Here is a 16,465-nt window from a genome sequence, read left to right as displayed (position 1 = left end):
GGGCCGAAGCAGAACGCGAGGGTTCTACGCGCGCTCCTCCTCGCGGAGGCGGGGGAGGGTGGCGTTCTTGGGCTTGATGCCGCCCTTGTCGGCGTAGAAGGCGCGGACCATGTCCATGTCCTTCTTCACGTCGCCCGACGCCACGAACGACGGACCGAAGCCCATCGTCTTCGTCGGCGGCTCGAAGAAGGCCAGCGTCACGGGCAGGCCGGTCTGCTGCGACAGTCGGTAGAACCCGGACTTCCAGTACTCGCCCTTGCTGCGGGTGCCCTCCGCGGCGAAGACGAGGCGGAAGTTCTCGCCCTCCTTCGCCTCCGCGACCAGCTCGGACACGATCGTGCTCGCGTTGTCGCGGTCGATCGGGATGCCACCGAACAGCCGCAGGATCGGTCCGAGCGGGAAGAAGAACAGCTGCTTCTTGACCAGGACCCGCGGGTGCTCGCCGCCGTGCCACATGACCAGGAGCATCGTGACGAAGTCCCAGTTGGAGGTGTGCGGGGCGCCGACGAGGATGCCGTTCGGGGGCACCTCTCCGACCATCTTGTAGCCCATGACACGGGTGACGGCTCGGGCGAATCGCTGACGCAGCATGGGGAGGAGCCTACGGCGCCCGCTGGTCGTCGCAGGCGGTGCCCGGGGCGAACGAGACGTCGCTCTCCGCGACGTCGGTGCCCGTCGTCCCGTCCGGTCGCCGGAAGGTGAAGGACAGGCCGCCGAAGTGCGCCGGCGGTCGGATCCGCAGGGCCGCCACGGGGACGAAGGCGGTCCCGCTCTCCAGCTCCGACTGCGGGAGCGGACGCCGGCTGCTCCAGTCGAGGACGTCGCCGCCGTCCTCGTCATCCTCGGCCGGCCAGTCGCTGGTCCACAGGCCGTCGCCGGCACCAGGTCCGGGCGTGGTCACGAGCGTCTGGAGCAGCTCGACGCCGCGCGACGCGTGGAGCTCGACACCGGTGAGCGTGACGTCGCCGCCCAACGCGCGGACCGGCGGGCCGGACACGCCGTACTGCTGCCCGACCTGGGACTCCAGCAGGCACACGCTCGTGCTGCCCTCGTCCTGCGGTGCGAGCCGAGCCGATGACTGTTCGTCGTCGCGCGCGCGTGGTGCCGCGTCCTGCCCGTCACCCGTGCAGCCGCCCAGCGTGAGCACGCCCACGCACACGAGCGCCGTGGTCAACCTCATCTCGTCCCCCCTGGTCCGATGTGAGGGAACGGTAGCCTCACGCCGGCACGCGGGGTCGGTGCTTGACGTGGCGGGCGTGGCGCAGGGGTCGCTGCTGTGGGTCGATGCGTGGTGGCGGGATGACTTCGACGACGCCGTCGTGACTGAGGCGGGCTTGCCAGTCGGAGTCGTGGAGCAGGTGGTGGTGGAAGAAGCAGAACAGGGCACCGTTCTCGACAGACGTGTCTCCACCTTCACTCCATGGTCGGAGGTGGTGGGCTTCGCACCAGCCGGGCGGTCGGTCGCATCCCTTCCAGGAGCAGCCGCCGTCCCGCTTCGCGAGGGCGACGCGCTGGGACCTGTCGTGGAGACGCTTCTGCTGACCGACGTCGAGCGGCTGGCTCGCCCCGTCGAGAACCATGGGGATGAGGTTGGCGTTGCACGCGAACCGGCGAGCTTCACCGGCGCTCATGCTCGTCCCGGTCGAGAGCGTCGCCCGGGAGATCCGCTCCCGGAGGTCGTCGAGGTCGATGTTGATGGTCACGGTCGCGGCGACGCCGCCGGCCTGCGGGAACGCGTCCTGTGGGAGGTGCTCGACCAGCTCGCACAGGGCCAGTCCCATGCGGCGGGCGTGGTCCAGCCGGCCGATCTCGTGGTCGGAGTGCTCGCCGTCGACGTCGCGGAAGACCGCACCAGCCCGTCGGGGCGAGGCGAGGCCCTCAAGCACGGTCTTGAGCATGTCCGCCTGCACGTTCGGCAGCACACCTCGGATGCTCGAACGACCGCGACCCATGCGGATGATCGACAGGTGCGTCTCGTCCCACGCCTGCTTCTCCTGGCGTTCGAGCTGGGCGCCGATGATCTCGTCCGCACTGTCAGGATCGACGACCTCCACGATCCGGTTCGCGAGCCGGCGCAGGTCGTCCGCGCCGAACTCCGACGCGTGCTCCAGGAGCGTGGCTTCGGCGTCGTCGTGCTGCTCGTCCACGAACCACTCCGGAAGCTGGTCGAGTGCCCTGAGGATGATGTGCGCCTGCTCGGTCGTCAGTCGGCCGGTGCTCCACCGCTCCTGCGTGATGCGCCCACGGGTCGGATCGAGACGAGTGAGTGACACGAGCTTCGAGGCCTCGCGCTTCGAGACGTTCGTGGTGCTGGCCAGCCAGACCGTCGGGGACGTGCAGCCGTCCTCACGGGGAAGACCACGACCGTCGGCCGCCGCGGTGAGCCGGACGGTCAGCGCCTGGAGCGCAGCGGCTGCCTGAGCCGCGGCCTGCAGCTCGGCACGGATCTCACGGTTGGTCAGCGTCCACGGCTCGAGCGCGCTGGACTCTTCCAGCAGTGCCGCTACCTGGTCGCTGATCATCCGAAACCCCCGTCGAACGTTTGTTCTAGTCTACCTCGCAGGGGCGACAGGGACAATGCGATATTCCCTGGAATCCTAGACTTTTTCGGGCCTTCGACCTGCAAGCTGAAGGAGCGGGGTCGAGCGAGTCGGCAACGCAGAGGGAAGCGCGCACCTAGCCGCGTCGTCATCAGCCCCTTGGGCGACCACGCACCCAGGCTCCTTTCGACAAGCTCAAGGAGCGGGGTCGAGCGCGCACGTACCCAACCGCCTCGTCATGAGCCCCTCGGGCGACCACGCACGAAGGTGCGCCGATAGGGTCGCCGGGCCCACCCAGGAAGACCGCAGGAGACCTCATGACGCTGACCCGCTCGCACACCGACGTCCTCGCGCTGCCCGGCGCGATCGTGGTGGGGACGGACGGGTCGAGCGTGCGCAACCCCGGCCCGACCGGGTGGGCGTACGTCGCCGCCGACGGGACGTCCGCGTGCGGTGGCCTGGTCGAGGGCACCAACAACATCGGTGAGCTGCTCGCGGTCGAGAACGCGCTGCGCGACTTCGCCGGACGTCCGCTCGTTCTGCAGGCCGACTCCGCGTACACGATCGGCTGCTCGACGACGTGGGCCGCGGGCTGGGCGCGCAACGGGTGGCGGAACTCCAAGAAGGAGGTCGTCGCCAACGTCGAGATCGTCCAGGCGATCTACGCGCTCATGCAGGAGCGGCGCGACAGCCGCACGCCGGTGTTCTTCCAGAAGGTGAAGGCGCACCTGACCGACCGCACGGTGTGGCCGCTGAACGTCGCGGCGGACGAGCTCGCTGGTCAGGCCTCCGCCCGGGCGTCCCGGGGCGACGTCGCCGAGGTGCGCACCGCCGCACGGGCGTAACCCTTCGACGGGCCCGGCCCTTCGACAAGCTCAGGGAGCGGGCAGCGGCTCGGGGAGCGGGCAGCGGCTAAGGGAGCGGGCAGCGGCCAGGGAGCGGGACGCTCAGCGCTCGAGCAGGACCTGCCAGGCGTGCACCATCCACGGGATGGCGATCGCGACGGTCGGCACGACGACGACGGCGGCCGAGAACAGGTAGAGCGACGCGGCGACGAGCCGGTTGCTCGGGTCGGGGTCGCGCAGGCGCTCCAGCCGCACCGCGGCGGCCGATCCGACGCCCAACGCGCCGGCCGGGGTGGGCGCGTCGGCCAGCGTGACCAGCGCCTTCGCCACCGGCTTCACGCCGCCGACCTGGCGGGCGGCGTCGTCGGCGAGCAGCTCGACCATCACCTGGCTCTGGTGCAGCGGAGCGTCGGTGCGCAGGAAGCGCGGGTACGCGGCGCGCAGGAACTCGAAGCCCTCCAGCACCAGGTCGTGGCGCGAGCGGACGTGCGACCGCTCGTGCTCGAGCACCGCCCGCAGCCCGTCCTCGTCCAGCAGGTCGATCGTGCCGCTGGAGACGACGACCCGCGCCTTGGTGCGGTCAGGCAGGCAGTACGCGATGGGCGTCTCGTGGCGCAGCACGCGCAGGGCCGGCTCGGCGCCGTCGGGCTCGCCGAGCAGGTCGACCAGGTGGCGCTGGCGCCGGCGTCGCTCACCCGTGCGCCGCCACACCGTCCAGGCCGCCCACCAGAACCTCGCCCACACCAGCACGCCGACGCCCAGGACGGCCACGTGCAGCACGACCCGCCAGGGGGACGGGTCGTCGACCGACACCAGCCAGAGCGCGGTCGACAGGCCGGCGCCGGACGTCGCGAGGATCGCGGCCACGGCCAGCGACTGCCACATGACGATGCCCGCGCGCGGCGCCCGGAGGGGCCACGTGCTGCGGGCGAGCAGGGCCGGGACGGGCAGCGCGAGCGCCAGCCCGAGCAGGCCCAGCCAGATCGGGGTCACCGGTCGTCCATCGCCAGGATCTCGTCGAGGGCGCTGCGCAGGGCGGCCGCCTCGGACGGGTCGACGGTGCGGGCGAAGTGGACGAGAGCCGCGGTGCGGTCGTCGCCGGCGCTGTCGAGCACGGCGTGCAGCAGCTCGGACGTCGCGGCGTCGCGGGTGACGGCGGGGCCGTAGCGGTAGGCGCGTCCGTCGCGCTCGCGCACGACCATGTCCTTCTTGTCCAGCCGGTCCAGCACGGTCATGACGGTCGTGTAGGCCAGGTCGCGCTCGTCGAGCTTCTCCTGCACCTCGCGCACTGTCAGGGGTGCGGGCGCGTCCCAGAGCGCGTTCATGACCGAGCGCTCCAGCTCCCCGAGCCGCGGCATGTGACCAACCCCTCTACTACGTCAGGTAGTACCTCGTTGTGACCGTGCGATCCATCGTACTACGCTCCGTAGTAGTTACTACGACTCGTAGTAGTTCGGCTCTTCCGAAGGACCTCTCGCATGGAAGCACTCGAGATCGCGCGGTGGCAGTTCGGCATCACCACCGTCTACCACTTCTTCTTCGTCCCGATCACGATCGGACTGTCGTTCCTGGTCGCCGGGCTGCAGACCGCGTGGTTCCGCACGCAGGACGAGAAGTACCTCCGGCTCACCAAGTTCTTCGGCAAGCTCTTCCTCATCAACTTCGCGATGGGCATCGTCACCGGCATCGTGCAGGAGTTCCAGTTCGGCATGAACTGGAGCGACTACTCCCGCTTCGTCGGCGACATCTTCGGTGCCCCGCTGGCCATCGAGGGCCTGCTCGCGTTCTTCCTGGAGTCGACGTTCCTCGGCCTGTGGATCTTCGGCTGGGAGAAGCTGCGGCCCGGGGTGCACCTGGCGACCATCTGGATCGCCGCGTTCGGCACGCTGCTGAGCGCCTACTTCATCCTCGCCGCGAACTCGTTCATGCAGAACCCGGTCGGGTTCACCTTCAACGAGACGCTGAACCGCGCCGAGCTCACCGACTTCTGGGCGGTCATGACCAACCCGGTCGTGCTCGTCACCTTCCCGCACCAGATCACCGCCTGCTTCCTGGTCGGCGGCGGCTTCGTCGCCGGCGTCGCCCTGTGGCGCCTCGTGCGCCGCTCGGACGACGGCCACGCCGACACCTGGCGCACGGCGATGCGGCTCGGCGCCGTCACCCTCGTCATCTCCGGCCTCGGCGTCGCCATCACCGGCGACATGCAGTCGAAGGTGATGATGGACGTGCAGCCCATGAAGATGGCCGCCGCCGAGGGCCTCTACGAGGACGAGCAGCCGGCGTCCTTCTCGATCCTCACCGTCGGCACGCCCGACGGGAAGCACGAGCTGTGGTCGATCAAGGTGCCGCACCTGCTGTCGTACCTGGCCAACGGCGACCTCGACTCCGAGGTGCGCGGCATCAACAGCCTGCAGGCGGAGTACGAGGCCAAGTACGGCGAGGGCGTGAAGTACTCGCCGAACATCCCGGTCACCTACTGGGCCTTCCGCTGGATGATCGCTCTCGGCATGGCCGCGGCGGCCGCGGGCGCGCTGCTGCTGTGGGTGACCCGCAAGGGCCGCACGCTGACCCACCGTCGATGGGCCTGGCTCTGCGTCGTGCTGCCCTTCCTGCCGCTGTTCGGCAACTCCTTCGGCTGGATCTTCACCGAGATGGGCCGCCAGCCCTGGCTGGTGTTCGGGATGCTGCCGACCGCGGCCGGCGTCTCGCCCGGCGTCAGCGCCGGCACCGTCCTGACGTCCCTCATCGGCTTCACCGCGCTGTACGGCGTCCTGGCCGTCATCGAGGTCAAGCTCCTGCTCACCTACATCGACAAGGGCCTGCCGGACGAGGCCGCGCCCCGCCACCCCGACGACGTCGACGACGACACGCCCCTGGCGTTCGCGTACTGAGAGGCCCTGCCATGGAGCTCACCACCGTCTGGTTCATCCTCATCGCCGTCCTGTGGGTCGGCTACCTCACCCTCGAAGGGTTCGACTTCGGGGTCGGCATGCTCATGGCCGTCATGGGCCGCAACGACACCGAGCGGCGCGTGCTGCTCAACACGATCGGCCCGGTCTGGGACGGCAACGAGGTCTGGCTCATCGTGGCCGGCGGCGCCACGTTCGCGGCGTTCCCCGAGTGGTACGCGACGCTGTTCAGCGGCTTCTACCTGCCGCTGTTCGCGATCCTCGTGGCGCTCATCATCCGCGCGGTCGGGTTCGAGTACCGGCACAAGCGCGGCGGCGAGTCGTGGAAGCGCGGCTGGGACCGCGCGATCATCGTCGGCTCGTTCCTGCCCGCGTTCCTGTGGGGCGTCGCGCTGAGCAACATCGTCCGCGGCGTGCCGATCGATGCCGACAAGGAGTTCGTCGGCACCCTGCTCGACCTGCTCAACCCGTACGCGCTGCTCGGCGGCCTCGTCACCCTGACCGTCTTCCTGGTGCACGGCGCGATGTTCGTGTCGCTCAAGACCGTCGGCGACATCCGCCAGCGGGCCAACGCGCTCGCGGTCAAGGCCGGCCTCGGGGCCGCGCTGCTCGCCGTCGTCTTCATCTTCTGGACCGGCATGGACCAGGACCAGACGGCGGTGTGGGTGCTCGGTGCCCTGGCCGCGCTGGCCTTCGTCGGCGGACTGCTCGCCGCGGTCGCGCAGCGCGACGGGTGGGCGTTCACCGGCACCTTCGCCGCGATCGCGCTGGTCACGGTGATGCTCTTCACCGGCCTGTTCCCGGACGTCATGCCCAGCTCGCTGGACCCGGCCTGGAACCTGACCGTCGAGAACGCGTCCTCGACGGACTACACGCTGACGATCATGACCTGGGTCGCCGGGCTGTTCACCCCGATCGTGCTGGGCTACCAGGCCTGGTCGTACTGGGTCTTCCGCAAGCGGATCGGGACGCACCACATCCCGACCGAGACCCTCGCCGCGTCCTGACCGGGAAGGACCGAGCATGAAGCCCCTCGACCCCCGCCTGGTGCGCCGCTCGCGCGCGGTGCGCCGCTACCTCGCCGCCAGCGTCGCGGTCGGCGTGGCGACCGCCGTGGTCGTCGTCGCCCAGGCCGCCCTGCTGGCCTGGCTCATCGCGCGGGGGTTCGAGGGACGCTCGGCGACGGCGGCCCTGCTGACCGGAGTGGCGCTGTGCTTCACCGCCCGCGCCGGCCTGGCCTGGGTGCACGCGCTGCTGTCCGAGCGTGCCTCCGTCGCGGTCAAGAGCGGACTGCGCGACGAGGTCACCGCCGCCGTCCTGGACCCGCGGCGGGTCGGGGACCGGCCGGAGGCGTCCCGGGTGGTGGGCCTGCTCGGCCCCGGCCTGGACGCGCTCGACCCGTACTTCGGCAAGTTCCTGCCCCAGCTGGTGCTCACCGCGCTGGTGCCGGCCACCGTCGTCGTCGCCATCGCCACGACCGACCTGCTCGCCGCGGTCACGGTCGCAATCACGCTGCCGCTGGTGGTCATGTTCCTGGTGCTGGTCGGCAAGCTGACCCGCGACAAGGTCGACCGCCGGTACGAGGCGCTGCAGCGCCTGGGCGCCCACTTCGGCGACGTGCTCGACGGCCTGCGGGTGCTGAAGGTGCACGGCCGCCGCCAGGACGCGGGTCTGCGCAAGGTCGGCGACCAGCACCGTCGCGAGTCGGTCAAGGCGCTGCGCATGGCGTTCCTGTCCGGCTTCGTGCTGGAGCTGTTCTCGACCATCTGCGTCGCGCTCGTCGCGGTGAGCATCGGCCTGCGCGTCGTCGAGGGGCACATGGACCTGGCTCCCGGCCTGTTCGTCCTGCTGCTCGCGCCCGAGGCGTTCCTGCCGGTGCGCCAGATGGGTGCCCACTTCCACGCGAGCCAGGAGGGCGTGGGCGCGGCGGCCGACGCGCTCGACCTGCTCGAGTACGACCGGGCCGACGGCACCGCGACCGTCCCGTCCGTGGCCGGTGCGCCGGTGGTGCTGGACGCGGTCGGCGTGACGCGCGACGGACGCGACGTGCCCGTGCTGGCGCCGGTCACCGCGACGATCGAGCCGGGCTCGTTCGTCGCGCTCACCGGGCCGTCCGGCTCGGGCAAGTCGACCCTGCTGGACGTCCTGCTCGGCTTCCTGCGCCCCACGACGGGACGGGTGATGGTCGGCGGCGTCGACCTGGCGGGCGCCGACCCCGCCGCCTGGCGGCGCCAGGTCGCCTGGGTGCCGCAGGTGCCCGGGCTGCTCCGCGACAGCGTCGCCGCGAACGTCCGGCTCGGTGCCGGCGACGCGTCCGACGACGACGTCGCGCGGGCCCTGGCCGACGCCGGCGCCCCCGACCTCCCGCTCGACCGGGTGCTGGAGGACCAGGGACGTGACCTGTCGGCGGGGGAGCGGCGCCGGGTCGGCATCGCCCGCGCGCTGCTGGCCGTGCGTCGCGGCGACGCGCGCCTCGTCCTCATGGACGAGCCGACCGCCGGTCTCGACGCGGCGGCCGAGGCCACCGTGCTCCGCAGCCTGCGCGACCTGGGCGCCACCGTGGTCGTGGTGGCCCACCACCGCGACGTGGTCGCGGCGGCCGACACGACGATCGCCGTCGGTGGACGGCAGGAGGTGACAGTCCGATGAAGAGGCGTCTGGTCCTCGGCACCCTGCTCGGCACGCTGTCCCAGCTGGCCGCTATCGGCCTGCTGCTGGTCTCGGCCTGGCTCATCTCGCGGGCCGCCGAGCAGCCGCCGGTCATGTACCTCATGGTCGCCATCGTCGGCGTCCGCTTCTTCGGCATCGCCCGGGCGGCGCTGCGCTACGGCGAGCGGCTGCTGACCCACGACGCGGCCTTCGGGCTCGCCACCCGCCAGCGGCTCGCGGTCTACGACGACCTCGACCGGCTCGCCCCCGGCGGGCTCGGTGACACGCGGCGCGGCGACCTGGTGAGCCGGGTCGTGGCGGACGTGGAGTCCGGCCAGGACCGGCTGCTGCGCGTCCGGCTGCCGTGGACGGTCACGTCGATCAGCGTCCTGGTGGTGGTCTCGCTGCTCGCCTTCCTGGACTGGCGCGCCGCGCTCGTCGTGCTGGCCACGGCCGTCGTCACCGCCGCCGGCGTGCACCTGCTGACCCGCTGGGTCGAGGCGAGCCGGCAGGCGCAGGTCGCGCCCCTGCGTGGCGAGCTGGCCTCCGAGGCGTCCGAGCTGGTGCTCAACGCTCCCGACCTGGTCGCCTACGGGGCGGGGGAGCCGGTGCGTGAGCGCCTGCGGGGCGTCGACGCGCGGCTCGCGGCGGCCCAGAACCACCTGGCCTGGACGACCGGCCTGGGCAACGCGCTCGTGCTGCTCGCCACCGGCGTCGCCGTCGTGCTCAGCTCGGTGGTGGCTACCGACGGAAGCCTCGCGCCGGTGCTGGTGGCCGTCCTGGTGCTCGCCCCGGTCGCGCTGGTCGACCCGTTCTCGGACGTCGTGGCGGCCGAGGGGCTGCGGGCGGTCACCGACGCCGCGGACCGCCGGCTGCGCGCCTTCCACGAGACCCCCGCCCCCGTGGCGGACCCCGAGACGCCTGCGCCGCTGCCGGCCGGTCACGACCTGCGGGTCCGCGGCCTCGCCGTCGGCTGGGGCGACGTCCCCGTCGCGCGCGGCATCGACCTCGACCTGCCCGAGGGCGGCCTCGTCGCGGTCGCCGGACGCAGCGGCGGCGGCAAGAGCACCCTCGCGCTGACGCTGCTGCGGCTGCTCCCGGTCCGCGCGGGCTCGGTCGAGCTCGGTGGGGTGGACGTCGAGCGGCTGCGGGGCGCGGACGTCCGCTCGGTCGTGGGCTACCTCGGCCAGGACGAGCACGTCTTCGACACGACCCTGCGCGAGAACCTGCGCGTCGGCGACCCGACCGCCGACGACGCCCGGCTCTGGGAGGCGCTCGAGCTGGCCGGCCTGGCCGACTTCGTGGCGACGCTGCCCGACGGGCTCGACACGCGCACCGGCGAGCGGGGCGGACGGCTGTCCGGCGGCGAGCGTCAGCGCCTGGCCCTGGCCCGGCTGCTGCTCGGCGGCCACCGCGTGCTCGTCCTCGACGAGCCGACCGAGCACCTGGACGAGCAGACCGCCGACGCCCTCGTCGACGACCTGCTGGCCCTGCGTCCCGCACGCAGCCTGCTGCTCGTCTCGCACGACCCGCGCGTGCTGGCCCGCGCCGACGTGGTCGTCCACCTGGACGCACCCGCGTCCGTCTAGACCACCGCCGCGGGACGGCACGGCCATGCCGTCCCGCGGCGGTCCCCTCAGCCCAGCAGGCGGGCGGCGCCCCAGCGCAGGCCGGCGGCCGCGCCGACTCCCAGCAGCAGGCCGGTCACCGCGTCGCTCGGCCAGTGCGCTCCCTGGTTCACGCGGACGTACGAGACCCCGGCGGTGCCGAGCGTCAGCACGCCCGCGACCGGCGCCGGCACGGCGGGCGCCAGCAGGTAGGTGGCGGCGGCCGCGATGGCGGCGTGCCCGGATGGCTGCGACGGGCCCTCGACCGGAGCGTCGTCGCGCAGCGCCGTGGGCGTGACCATGAGCGGGCGGGGCCGGTCGAGCAGCCGCTTGGTCCGCACCTCCAGGCCCTTGACCAGCGGCAGCGCCGCGGCGGCGGCCAGCGCGTCCGTCCGGCGTCCGCGCAGCAGCAGGTAGGCGCTCGCGGCCGGAAGCGTCCATGGCGTCCCGAGCTGCTGGGGCACCCGCAGCCACGCGCCGTGCGGACCGTCGTTGAGGGCGGTGAACAGCCGCACCTCGCGCGGGCGGGGCTCCCGCGCGAAGCGCGCGGTCAGTGCCACGAAGCCCGCCGCGCAGGCAAGGGTCACGGTGCGGTCACGGTCCGCTGCTGCACGCGTCATCGTCCTGCTCCTCCCGTGCGCCGGGCCCGCACGCACCCGGGGCCGAGCATAGGCACGACGGCCGGCCGCGGCCCGTCACCGGGCGCGGGCGCCGTCGCGGCTGCGCATAGGATCGCGGCGTGGACGTGACTCTCGAGATCCTCATCGTCGCCCTGGTCGCCCTCGTCGCCCTGGTGGGTGTCGGCGCCGGCCTGTTCGTCTCGCGCGGACGCAAGGAGCTGCCGCCGCCGGAGGTGCTCGACGAGATCACCACCGAGACGATCGAGCACCCCGAGCACCCGGAGCCGCACCTGGCGTCCGAGGACGAGGAGCCGCCGTTCGAGGAGGTGCCGGCCGACGAGAAGGCCGCGCCCACCACGACGATCGAGCGTCCCGAGGCGCCGGCCGGCCGGCTGGCCCGCCTGCGCGCCCGGCTGTCGCGCTCCAACTCGTCCCTGGGCAAGGGCCTGCTCGCGCTGATCGGGCGCGAGAAGCTCGACGACGACGTCTGGGAGGAGATCGAGGACACCCTGCTCGCGGCCGACGTCGGCGTGCAGCCCACCCAGGACCTGGTCGAGAGCCTGCGCACCCGCCTGCGGGTCGAGGGCGTCGCCGACCCCGACCGCGCCCGCGAGGTGCTCCGCGAGGAGCTGGTCGCGGCCGTCGGACCCGAGCTCGACCGCACGCTGCACACCGTCGGCGACGACGGCAAGCCCGGCGTCGTGCTCGTCGTCGGCGTCAACGGCACCGGCAAGACCACGACCGTCGGCCGCCTGGCCCGCGTCCTGGTCGCCGAGGACCGCAGCGTCCTGCTCGGCGCCGCCGACACCTTCCGCGCCGCGGCCGCCGACCAGCTTCAGACCTGGGGCGAGCGCGTCGGCGTCCCGACCGTCCGCGGCCCCGAGGGCGGCGACCCGGCCAGCGTCGGCTTCGACGCCGTGAAGCAGGGCATCACCGACGGCGTCGACGTCGTCCTGGTCGACACCGCCGGACGCCTGCACACCAAGTCCGGCCTCATGGACGAGCTCGGCAAGGTCAAGCGGGTCATCGAGAAGCAGGCCCCGGTCACCGAGGTGCTGCTGGTCATCGACGCCACCACGGGCCAGAACGGCATGACCCAGGCCAAGATCTTCAGCGAGGTCGTCGAGGTCTCCGGCGTCGTGCTGACCAAGCTCGACGGCACCGCCAAGGGCGGCATCGTCATCGGCGTCCAGCGCACGCTCGGCGTGCCGGTGAAGTTCGTCGGCCTCGGCGAGGGCGCGGACGACCTGGCGCCGTTCGACCCGGCCGAGTTCGTCGACGCGCTGCTGTCCTGACCGGCGCCGTGTAACGCGCTGTTCACACGCAGCGCGGTTTCGTGACCTGCGCGCAACGTGCGTGCCCGGGAACCGAAATCGGGGCCGACGAGTGTGTGACGCGGCGGGGACGCCCTCCCGCCCGACACACACCTCGGAGGTCACATGGATACCGGCGACACCGCGTGGATCCTGATCAGCGCCGCGCTGGTCCTGCTCATGACGCCAGGCCTGGCGTTCTTCTACGGCGGCATGGTGCGCGCCAAGAGCGTGCTCAACATGATGATGATGAGCTTCGCCGCGCTCGCGATCGTCCCGGTCCTGTGGGTGCTCTACGGGTACTCGCTGGCCTTCAGCCCCGGCGGCAACGGCTGGCTGGGCGGGTTCGACCGCCTGGGCCTGTCGAACATCGCGGTCGACACCGCGTACGGCACCATCCCCGAGTACGTCTTCGCCGGCTTCCAGATGATGTTCGCGATCCTCACCGTCGCCCTCATCAGCGGCGCGGTCGCCGACCGGGCCAAGTTCGGCGCCTGGATCGTCTTCACCGTCGTGTGGGTCTCGGTCGTCTACTTCCCGGTCGCGCACTGGGTCTTCGACTTCGGCGACGACGGCGGCTGGATCGCCACGCAGCTCGAGGCGATCGACTTCGCCGGCGGCACGGCGGTGCACATCAACGCCGGCGCCGCGGGCCTCGCCCTGGTGCTCGTGCTGGGCAAGCGGGTCGGCTGGAAGCGTGACCCGATGCGTCCGCACAACCTGCCCTTCGTGCTGCTCGGTGCCGGCCTGCTGTGGTTCGGCTGGTTCGGCTTCAACGCGGGCTCCGCCGTCGGCGCGAACGGGCTCGCCGGCCTGGCGTTCGTCAACACCGCCGTGGCCACCGCCGCCGCGATCATCGGCTGGATCGCGGTCGAGCTCGTCCGCGAGGGCAAGGGCACGAGCCTGGGCGCCGCGTCCGGTGCCATCGCCGGCCTGGTCGCCATCACCCCGGCCGCCGGTGCGGCGTCGCCGGTCGGCTCGATCCTCATCGGCGTCGTGGCGGGCGTGCTCTGCGCCTTCGCCGTCGGCCTCAAGTACAAGCTCGGCTACGACGACTCGCTGGACGTCGTCGGCGTCCACCTCGTCGGCGGCCTGGTCGGTACCCTGCTGATCGGCCTGCTCGCCACGGAGGGAGCCGGCCTCACCCAGTTCGGCAAGCAGACGCTGGCCGCCGCCGTGGTGCTCGCGTACTCGTTCGTCCTCACCTACGTGATCGGCCTGCTGATCGACCGCACGATCGGCTTCCGCCTCGACGAGGAGCTCGAGGTGACCGGCATCGACCAGGTCGAGCACCTGGAGAGCGCCTACGACTTCGCCGGTGGCGGCGGCGGTTCCATCCTCAAGACGGGAGCATGAGATGAAGCTCGTGACCGCGGTGATCAAGCCGCACAAGTGGGAAGAGGTCCGCGAGGCCCTCGCCGGGGCCGGCGTGGCCGGCATGACCGTCACCGAGGCCAGCGGCTACGGCCAGCAGAAGGGCCACACCGAGGTCTACCGCGGCGCCGAGTACGACGTGTCGCTGGTGCCGAAGATCCGGCTCGAGGTCGTCGTCGACGACGCGGACGCCGAGACGGTCGTCTCGACGATCGCCGCCGCCGCGCAGACCGGCAAGATCGGCGACGGCAAGGTCTGGGTCGTCCCGGTCGACTCGGTGGTGCGCGTGCGCACCGGCGAGACGGACGAGGCGGCGCTCTGACCCAGCCCGACCTCGCGGCCCGTCGCGCGGAGCTCACCGCCCGCGCCGACGCGACCGTGCGCGACCTCGTGGCCGCGGCCCTGCCTGCCGACGTCCGGCAGGAGGGTCGCGGCCTCGCCGTCGTCGCGACCGGCGGCTACGGACGCCGCGAGCTGTCCGGCCGCAACGACCTCGACCTGCTCGTCCTGCACGACGACGCCTGGGGGAGCGAGCAGGTCGCGGCGCTCATGGAGGGGCTCACCACCCCGCTGTGGGACGCCGGCTGGAAGCCCGACGCCTCGGTGCGCACCCCCGCCGAGACCCGCGAGCTCGCCTCCCGCGACTTCCGCGTGACGTTCGCGCTCATGGACGCTCGTCCGGTCGCCGGCGACGCCGCGCTCGTGGTCGAGGCCCGGTCGGCGGTCATGGCCGACTGGCGGCGCACCGCCCGGGTTCGCCTGCAGGACGTCCGGGCCGACCGCGAAGCCCGCATCGAGCGGTCCGGGTGGGTGGCGCACAGCGCCGTGCCCGACCTCAAGGCGTCCGCCGGTGGCTTGCGCGACGCGGTGCTGCTGCGGGCCGCGGTGGCCTCGTGGCTCGTCGACGTCCCGCTGCCCGAGGTCGAGCACCTCGCGCACGCGCTGCTGGACGTGCGCGACGCGCTGCACGACGTGACCGGGCGCCACACCGAGAAGCTGCTGCCCGAGCTCGTCCCCGACGTGGCCCGGGTGCTCGGCCGCGACCCGGAGCAGCTCGACCTGGGCGTCCGCGCGCTGGGACGCCGGCTCGACCACCTCGTGACCACGACCTGGCGGCGCTACGACGACGCGCTCGACACCGCCGGACGCCGTCGCCGGGTCACCGCGCGCGGCCCCGCCGTCACCCCGCTCGCCGACGGCGTCGTGCTGCTCGGCGGCGAGGTGGTGCTCACCCGCGACGCCGACCCCGCCCGCGACCCCGAGGTGGCGCTGCGCCTGGCCGTGCAGGCCGCCCGGCGCGGACGTCCGATCGACCCGGGCAGCGCGGCCCGCCTGGCCCGCGAGCTGCCGGCCGAGGTGGCCGGGCCGTGGCCCGAGACGTCCACCCGGTTGATGCTCGACCTGCTCGCCACCGGCGGCGGCCTGGTTCCGGTGTGGGACGAGCTCGACCACGCCGGGGTCGTCGACCGCTGGCTGCCCGAGTGGGCGGCGATCCGGCTGCGTGGCTCCAGCTCGCCGGTGCACACCTGGACGGTCGACCGGCACAGCGTCGAGGCCGTCGCGGTCGCCGCGGGGCTGCGCCGCGAGGTGGCCCGCCCCGACCTGCTGCTCGTCGCCGCGCTCCTGCACGACGTCGGGAAGGGCCGCCCGGGCGACCACAGCATCGTCGGGGCGCCGCTGGCCGAGCAGGTGGCGCGCCGCTGGGGCCTGTCCGAGCGGGACGCCGCCACGGTCGGGCTGCTCGTGCGCCACCACCTGCTCCTGCCCGGCCTCGCCGTCCGCCGCGACATCGAGGACCCGGCCACCGCCGCCGAGGTCGCCGCCGAGGTCGGCTCGGTCGAGGTGCTGGACCTGCTGGCCGCCCTCACGGAGGCCGACGCGCGCGCCACCGGGCCGAGCGCCTGGACGCCGTGGCGGGCCGGGCTCGTGCGGGGCCTGGTCGCCAAGACCCGCGCCGCGCTGCGGGCCGACGTCCCCGCCGACGCCGACGAGTACGCCGGCTGGCCGTCCGACGTCCCGCTGCCGTCGCTGGACGCCCTCGGCGCCGAGGACGCCGAGGTCCACGTCCAGGAGCGAGGCGCGGCCGGCGCGCTCGTCACCGTCGTGAGCCGTGACCGGCCCGGCCTCATGGCTCTGGTCGCCGGGGCCCTGGCCACGAGCGGGCTGCAGGTGCGGTCGGTCCGCCTGCACACCCAGGACGCCCTGGCCGCGTCGTTGTGGGAGGTGACGCGCGAGCAGGTCGAGGCCGTCCGCGTCGGCACCCGCGTGCGCCAGGCGCTCGCCGGCGGGCTCGACCTCACCGCGCGCCTGGCCTGGGAGCCGTCGCCGGCCGCCGAGCCCCGCGTCGAGATCCTCGACAGCCGGGCCTCGGCCACGCTCGTCGGGCTGCGGACCACGGACCGCCGTGGCCTGGTCTGGGCCGTCTGCCGCACCATCGCCGAGGCCGGCCACTCCATCCGGTCCGCCCACCTGACCACCTACGGCGACGAGGTGCGCGACGTGTTCTACGTCGTCGGCACCGACGGCGAGGCGCTCGACCCGGACGCCGCGGGGGCGCTGCGCGACCGGCTCGTGCAGGCCCTCCGTTAGGCTGGGACGGTTCCCGAAG

Annotated in this window: 15 protein-coding genes; 9 read left to right on the top strand and 6 right to left on the bottom strand. The window is 73.0% G+C overall.

Annotated features, from left to right (window positions below):
- Nucleotides 1-24 precede the first annotated feature (24 nt).
- Genes E0W78_RS03820 through E0W78_RS03810 form a run of 3 tightly spaced genes read right to left on the bottom strand, consistent with a single transcriptional unit; the run spans nucleotide 25 to nucleotide 2,522 of the window.
- On the bottom strand, nucleotides 25-591 hold the full coding sequence (locus E0W78_RS03820; protein ID WP_131402504.1) for a 1-acyl-sn-glycerol-3-phosphate acyltransferase: 567 nt from the start codon (nucleotides 589-591) through the stop codon (nucleotides 25-27).
- 10 nt (nucleotides 592-601) lie between these two features.
- On the bottom strand, nucleotides 602-1,180 hold the full coding sequence (locus E0W78_RS03815; RefSeq protein ID WP_131402503.1) for a hypothetical protein: 579 nt from the start codon (nucleotides 1,178-1,180) through the stop codon (nucleotides 602-604).
- Between the two features lie 37 nt (nucleotides 1,181-1,217).
- Complete coding sequence (locus E0W78_RS03810) at nucleotides 1,218-2,522, bottom strand: HNH endonuclease signature motif containing protein (RefSeq protein WP_131402502.1); 1,305 nt, start codon at nucleotides 2,520-2,522, stop codon at nucleotides 1,218-1,220.
- Nucleotides 2,523-2,857: 335 nt separating this feature from the next.
- Here E0W78_RS03810 and E0W78_RS03805 point away from each other — a divergent pair, with 335 nt between their 5' ends.
- Nucleotides 2,858-3,385 (top strand): ribonuclease H, encoded by a 528-nt coding sequence (locus E0W78_RS03805; RefSeq protein ID WP_131402501.1) that lies wholly within the window; start codon nucleotides 2,858-2,860, stop codon nucleotides 3,383-3,385.
- Between the two features lie 102 nt (nucleotides 3,386-3,487).
- Here the strand turns inward: E0W78_RS03805 and E0W78_RS03800 are convergent, their stop codons facing one another.
- Together E0W78_RS03800 and E0W78_RS03795 are read right to left on the bottom strand one after the other, a co-directional pair.
- Entirely contained in the window at nucleotides 3,488-4,378 is an 891-nt protein-coding gene (locus tag E0W78_RS03800) for a M56 family metallopeptidase (protein WP_131402500.1), read from the bottom strand.
- Complete coding sequence (locus tag E0W78_RS03795) at nucleotides 4,375-4,743, bottom strand: BlaI/MecI/CopY family transcriptional regulator (protein ID WP_131402499.1); 369 nt, start codon at nucleotides 4,741-4,743, stop codon at nucleotides 4,375-4,377. Before E0W78_RS03795 ends, E0W78_RS03800 begins: the two co-directional genes overlap by 4 nt.
- Before the next feature lie 120 nt (nucleotides 4,744-4,863).
- Between E0W78_RS03795 and E0W78_RS03790 the strand changes: the two genes are divergently transcribed.
- Genes E0W78_RS03790 through cydC form a run of 4 tightly spaced genes read left to right on the top strand, consistent with a single transcriptional unit; the run spans nucleotide 4,864 to nucleotide 10,532 of the window.
- Complete coding sequence (locus tag E0W78_RS03790; protein WP_131402498.1) at nucleotides 4,864-6,276, top strand: cytochrome ubiquinol oxidase subunit I; 1,413 nt, start codon at nucleotides 4,864-4,866, stop codon at nucleotides 6,274-6,276.
- Nucleotides 6,277-6,287: 11 nt separating this feature from the next.
- Nucleotides 6,288-7,301 (top strand): cytochrome d ubiquinol oxidase subunit II, encoded by a 1,014-nt coding sequence (gene cydB, locus E0W78_RS03785; protein WP_131402497.1) that lies wholly within the window; start codon nucleotides 6,288-6,290, stop codon nucleotides 7,299-7,301.
- 16 nt (nucleotides 7,302-7,317) lie between these two features.
- A complete protein-coding gene (gene cydD, locus E0W78_RS03780; protein WP_131402496.1) occupies nucleotides 7,318-8,943 on the top strand; it encodes a thiol reductant ABC exporter subunit CydD in 1,626 nt (541 codons plus the stop codon).
- Complete coding sequence (gene cydC / locus E0W78_RS03775) at nucleotides 8,940-10,532, top strand: thiol reductant ABC exporter subunit CydC (RefSeq protein ID WP_131402495.1); 1,593 nt, start codon at nucleotides 8,940-8,942, stop codon at nucleotides 10,530-10,532. Before cydD ends, cydC begins: the two co-directional genes overlap by 4 nt.
- A gap of 47 nt (nucleotides 10,533-10,579) precedes the next feature.
- Here the strand turns inward: cydC and E0W78_RS03770 are convergent, their stop codons facing one another.
- Nucleotides 10,580-11,170, bottom strand: a complete 591-nt coding sequence (locus E0W78_RS03770; RefSeq protein WP_131402494.1) for a phosphatase PAP2 family protein — start codon at nucleotides 11,168-11,170, stop codon at nucleotides 10,580-10,582.
- A gap of 125 nt (nucleotides 11,171-11,295) precedes the next feature.
- Between E0W78_RS03770 and ftsY the strand changes: the two genes are divergently transcribed.
- The 4 genes from ftsY (at nucleotide 11,296) to E0W78_RS03755 (ending at nucleotide 16,446) form a co-directional block, all read left to right on the top strand.
- Nucleotides 11,296-12,465, top strand: a complete 1,170-nt coding sequence (gene ftsY, locus E0W78_RS03765; RefSeq protein WP_131402591.1) for a signal recognition particle-docking protein FtsY — start codon at nucleotides 11,296-11,298, stop codon at nucleotides 12,463-12,465.
- Between the two features lie 144 nt (nucleotides 12,466-12,609).
- Nucleotides 12,610-13,839 (top strand): ammonium transporter, encoded by a 1,230-nt coding sequence (locus tag E0W78_RS03760; RefSeq protein WP_131402493.1) that lies wholly within the window; start codon nucleotides 12,610-12,612, stop codon nucleotides 13,837-13,839.
- A 1-nt stretch (nucleotide 13,840) separates the two neighbouring features.
- Nucleotides 13,841-14,179, top strand: a complete 339-nt coding sequence (locus E0W78_RS16460) for a P-II family nitrogen regulator (protein WP_165570400.1) — start codon at nucleotides 13,841-13,843, stop codon at nucleotides 14,177-14,179.
- The gene (locus E0W78_RS03755) at nucleotides 14,113-16,446 is read left to right on the top strand and encodes a [protein-PII] uridylyltransferase (protein WP_278249417.1); all 2,334 of its coding nucleotides are present in this window, start codon (nucleotides 14,113-14,115) and stop codon (nucleotides 16,444-16,446) included. Before E0W78_RS16460 ends, E0W78_RS03755 begins: the two co-directional genes overlap by 67 nt.
- Nucleotides 16,447-16,465 lie beyond the last annotated feature (19 nt).

The sequence above is a fragment of the Aeromicrobium sp. IC_218 genome (genome assembly GCF_004336805.1).
GTDB lineage: Bacteria > Actinomycetota > Actinomycetes > Propionibacteriales > Nocardioidaceae > Aeromicrobium.
The sequence above is the reverse complement of the archived record's forward strand: the minus strand, read 5'-3'. Positions and strand labels throughout refer to the sequence as shown.

Coding starts and splice junctions, on each gene's coding strand:
- E0W78_RS16460 (WP_165570400.1), top strand. CDS start 13,841: ATGAAGCTCGTGACCGCGGTGATCAAGCCGCACAAGTGGGAAGAGGTC.
- E0W78_RS03790 (WP_131402498.1), top strand. CDS start 4,864: ATGGAAGCACTCGAGATCGCGCGGTGGCAGTTCGGCATCACCACCGTC.
- cydC (WP_131402495.1), top strand. CDS start 8,940: ATGAAGAGGCGTCTGGTCCTCGGCACCCTGCTCGGCACGCTGTCCCAG.
- cydD (WP_131402496.1), top strand. CDS start 7,318: ATGAAGCCCCTCGACCCCCGCCTGGTGCGCCGCTCGCGCGCGGTGCGC.
- E0W78_RS03805 (WP_131402501.1), top strand. CDS start 2,858: ATGACGCTGACCCGCTCGCACACCGACGTCCTCGCGCTGCCCGGCGCG.
- cydB (WP_131402497.1), top strand. CDS start 6,288: ATGGAGCTCACCACCGTCTGGTTCATCCTCATCGCCGTCCTGTGGGTC.
- E0W78_RS03770 (WP_131402494.1), bottom strand. CDS start 11,170: ATGACGCGTGCAGCAGCGGACCGTGACCGCACCGTGACCCTTGCCTGC.
- E0W78_RS03810 (WP_131402502.1), bottom strand. CDS start 2,522: ATGATCAGCGACCAGGTAGCGGCACTGCTGGAAGAGTCCAGCGCGCTC.
- E0W78_RS03815 (WP_131402503.1), bottom strand. CDS start 1,180: ATGAGGTTGACCACGGCGCTCGTGTGCGTGGGCGTGCTCACGCTGGGC.
- E0W78_RS03795 (WP_131402499.1), bottom strand. CDS start 4,743: ATGCCGCGGCTCGGGGAGCTGGAGCGCTCGGTCATGAACGCGCTCTGG.
- E0W78_RS03760 (WP_131402493.1), top strand. CDS start 12,610: ATGGATACCGGCGACACCGCGTGGATCCTGATCAGCGCCGCGCTGGTC.
- E0W78_RS03820 (WP_131402504.1), bottom strand. CDS start 591: ATGCTGCGTCAGCGATTCGCCCGAGCCGTCACCCGTGTCATGGGCTAC.